Annotated in this window: 5 protein-coding genes and 2 pseudogenes; all 7 read left to right on the top strand. The window is 33.9% G+C overall.

Features of this window, described 5'->3' with window-relative positions:
* Positions 1 to 734 (top strand): hypothetical protein (locus H6W52_RS20920; RefSeq protein ID WP_185216962.1); only part of this gene is annotated, 734 nt, incomplete at its 5' end.
* 11 nt (positions 735 to 745) lie between these two features.
* Positions 746 to 1,117: an enoyl-CoA hydratase gene (locus H6W52_RS20915; protein WP_116100163.1), complete on the top strand. Its 372-nt coding sequence runs from the start codon at positions 746 to 748 to the stop codon at positions 1,115 to 1,117.
* A 122-nt stretch (positions 1,118 to 1,239) separates the two neighbouring features.
* Positions 1,240 to 1,580: pseudogene (locus tag H6W52_RS20910) on the top strand (RHS repeat domain-containing protein); the annotation flags it as partial.
* Positions 1,557 to 2,348, top strand: a complete 792-nt coding sequence (locus H6W52_RS20905; RefSeq protein ID WP_185144449.1) for a hypothetical protein — start codon at positions 1,557 to 1,559, stop codon at positions 2,346 to 2,348. The pseudogene H6W52_RS20910 and the gene H6W52_RS20905, both read left to right, overlap by 24 nt.
* Positions 2,349 to 2,765, top strand: a complete 417-nt coding sequence (locus H6W52_RS20900; RefSeq protein ID WP_116100162.1) for a hypothetical protein — start codon at positions 2,349 to 2,351, stop codon at positions 2,763 to 2,765.
* Between the two features lie 123 nt (positions 2,766 to 2,888).
* Positions 2,889 to 3,131 (top strand): hypothetical protein, encoded by a 243-nt coding sequence (locus H6W52_RS20895; protein WP_123892031.1) that lies wholly within the window; start codon positions 2,889 to 2,891, stop codon positions 3,129 to 3,131.
* Positions 3,077 to 3,259 (top strand): annotated as a pseudogene (locus tag H6W52_RS21475) (hypothetical protein); the annotation flags it as partial. The gene H6W52_RS20895 and the pseudogene H6W52_RS21475, both read left to right, overlap by 55 nt.

The raw sequence follows: 3,259 nt of genomic DNA, 5'->3' as shown, positions 1-3,259 counted from the left end.
CAGGAAGTACTTTGGGAGCAGCTAATTTCAGCAATCAGATGTCGTTATGGCAGGATGCAGCAGGCGGTGGAGGAAGTGGACCTACCCCGAAAAGCGGCACAGGAATCCAATTGGGACAAATTCTTTCAAACTTTTTTGCCCGACTTTTTGGAACAGCTAAGAAGGAGGCGAAGGTTTCAACATTTTTACCAGGTGCAGTAATAACAAGAATACCACCTGTAGAAGTTGGACCTCTAATTCCTGAAGGAACAGTTCCTTTTTTAAGTTTTGATACATTTTTGGCAGGAATTACTAGAGCTGGCTTATGGACTTTACCTCTAGTTCTTACAGGTGATACACCAGAAAAAGAACAGATGATTACATTATATAGAGGAGTATCAGTTGAAGCAAAAGGATCTATGTATTTTTATGCGTCACAAGGTATTGCAATTCCTAGAGGATTTGAACAAGTTGCAACTACTTGGGGACCCCATCAAGATATGGAAGCTCATGCAGGTGGTGACAATTTAAGTATTTGGACTAGTTGGACACCAAGTAAAGAAACAGCAAGAGATTTTGCCACAGGTGTAGCAATGCACATGAATGGAATACCTGGTATTATCATGTCTAAACAATTTAGAGCAAGTGAAGTCGTTCCGAATCCATACAATCCAGAAACAGCAGAAGCAGAATGGCTTGTACCAGGTGTAGTATACGGAGCAAAAGTTGAATATGTATTACCCAGACCAAAATAAATTATCAAACTATGTTAACATCCGAAAAAATATTTAATTTAATTAAAAAAGAAAGAAATTTTTTAGGTGATTTTAAAAACTATAAAATTAAGGTCAGTAATAGTGATAATTTTGAAAGAGAGAACTTAATAGGAATATATAAAATAAGACAATATACCGCCAAAAGAAATGGTAACAATAAATTATCTCAAGAAATAACTCATCTAATATCAGGTTTAGAAAATTACTCTAAAAGTAAACTAAGGTTTGTAAGTCTACTTGGTAAGAAATATTATGGAATGTTTTTTCTTAGTGAAAATTTGAATGAAGTTATTGGATACTTAGAACGTGAAATTGATGAAAACGAATTTATTCACATGAATTCTAATCACACGGATTTGTAATCCGTGAGCAACAATAAAGAACCCACCGCAAAGCGGTGGGTTTTGTGTTTTAAAAGAAATAAGACAGACAGCTAATAGAAATCATTGCCTGTTTTATTTTTATGTTAATAAATATCTCTTAAAAAAATCAATATATTTACAGCTATACAGACCATTTGGGAAATGTGCGTTTAAGCTACTTTAAAAACCAGAATGGCAGAGCAGAAGTTCTTGAAGAGAACAACTTCTATCCTTTTGGGATGAAGCATATAACCAGACAACCGGAAATCCTGCATACAGCTACCAATACAATGGTAAAGAGCTGCAAACAGAAACAGGATGGAGCGATTACGGGGCAAGGATGTATATGAGCGATATTGCAAGGTGGGGCGTAACAGATCCTTTAGCAGAAACTTCCAGACGATGGTCTCCTTATGCTTATGCCTATAATAATCCGGTAATGTTTTTAGATCCGGACGGAATGCAGAATGTTTCTGCCGTATATTGGGAGTTTGATCCTAATACGACACTAACCGGAGGTGATTACTTTGCAGGAAGTACTTTGGGAGCAGCTAATTTCAGCAATCAGATGTCGTTATGGCAGGATGCAGCAGGCGGTGGAGGAAGTGACCCTACCTTCCAGTTTCCGAAAGGAACAGAAGAATATTATAAAAAGAATTATCCGGCTTTCTATGACTTAGTAAAAAACAAGTTACCTAATATGATTAAGGATGAAAAGTTTATGTCAGCCTTAAGTACGGCAAGTGGCTTTTCAATAGATGAATTAAAAGAAATATTCACATATGGAAAAGGAATGGAGCTGAAAGTGATGGACTTATCATTCGGTGATGCTGAATATTTACATGGAGGATTAACGGAAGGCAGTACATTAAACACAGCAGCAATTCAAACTGCACTAGCTAATTGGTTTGAAAAAGTTAATAAAGATACAAACTCAATTGAAGGGTTATCAAATTTACTATACGCTAGCGCAGTAATTGCCCATGAAACAGCGCATTGGGGAGATGATTTAGGCAAAAGAAAATCGAATTATGAAGATATTGCAAATTTCATGTTAAAAAATAAAGGATTTAGACCAACCGATGTAGGTAACTTTTTTGAATATAAAGCTTTTGGAAGAGGAGAACAAGGTATTGGAATAGGTCATTATAATACTGAAGTATCAGGAAATATCACTAATTATGTAAAAGCCAACTTTAAATTATTGCAAAGTATTTTTAAAACAAAATAAATGAAAAAGTCTATCAAAACTTTAAATATATTATTACTACTTGTATTATTTTCCTGTGCAAATATCAACAGTAATAAACAAAAAGATATTTTTTTATCAGAATTTTTTAATACTGAATCTGTTTATAATAGTTTAATAAATTACTATTCAAATAAATCAATTGTTATATATGATAAAGAAAAGTTATTGGTTCAAAATTCAAAAGAATATGGAATTAATAATAAAGTTATAGATATAGTAACTGAAAAGCCCAACAAAGATTATTTTGTAGTTTATAATTTTACTTTAAATAAAAATTTAGCGACAATTGTATTAGCAACTTCTAATATGGATTACGGCGTAATTTATTATTTGAAAAGAAATAATGAAAATGAAAAATGGACAATTATCAATATAATTCCTAAAAATAGTAGATAATCCCCGCTCTCGCGGATTTGTAATCCGTGAGCAACAATAAATAACCCACCGCAATGCGGTGGGTTTTGTGTTTTATAATAAAGCAAAATTTACTTATAGGCTTTTCTTGCATTAAAATCTCTTATGGTAAGATCGAGAAATCTTGTTACCAGAGCTTTGTCTTCTTCGCTCATCTCCTGTATGGCTTCAAATTTTTTCAGAAGTTCCTTATCTTTAATAGCAACTGTTTCATCGTTGAGTAATGCATCACTTGAAACTCCTAAAGCATCGGCAATATTTTTAAGCGCATCGGCAGGCGGAATACTGCTTAACTCGATGTTTTTCAGTACGAAGCGGACGGAAAAAAAGGACTTCCCTCTGTACTGACTTTAAAATTTGTTCCAACCGCAGAAGGATATTACGATTTTGAAAAAAATCAGTATATTTACAGCTATACAGACCATTTGGGGAACATTAGAGTAAGCTACTTTAAAAACACCAATGGCAGCGCAGAA

The organism is Chryseobacterium sp. C2(2020), from assembly GCF_014218915.1.
GTDB classification, from domain to species: domain Bacteria; phylum Bacteroidota; class Bacteroidia; order Flavobacteriales; family Weeksellaceae; genus Chryseobacterium; species Chryseobacterium mucoviscidosis.
The sequence above is the reverse complement of the archived record's forward strand: the minus strand, read 5'-3'. Positions and strand labels throughout refer to the sequence as shown.

What these genes read in the sequence shown, in the direction of transcription:
- H6W52_RS20915 (WP_116100163.1), top strand. Translation starts at nt 746, where the DNA reads ATGTTAACATCCGAAAAAATATTTAATTTAATTAAAAAAGAAAGAAAT.
- H6W52_RS20905 (WP_185144449.1), top strand. Translation starts at nt 1,557, where the DNA reads ATGTTTTTAGATCCGGACGGAATGCAGAATGTTTCTGCCGTATATTGG.
- H6W52_RS20900 (WP_116100162.1), top strand. Translation starts at nt 2,349, where the DNA reads ATGAAAAAGTCTATCAAAACTTTAAATATATTATTACTACTTGTATTA.
- H6W52_RS20895 (WP_123892031.1), top strand. Translation starts at nt 2,889, where the DNA reads ATGGTAAGATCGAGAAATCTTGTTACCAGAGCTTTGTCTTCTTCGCTC.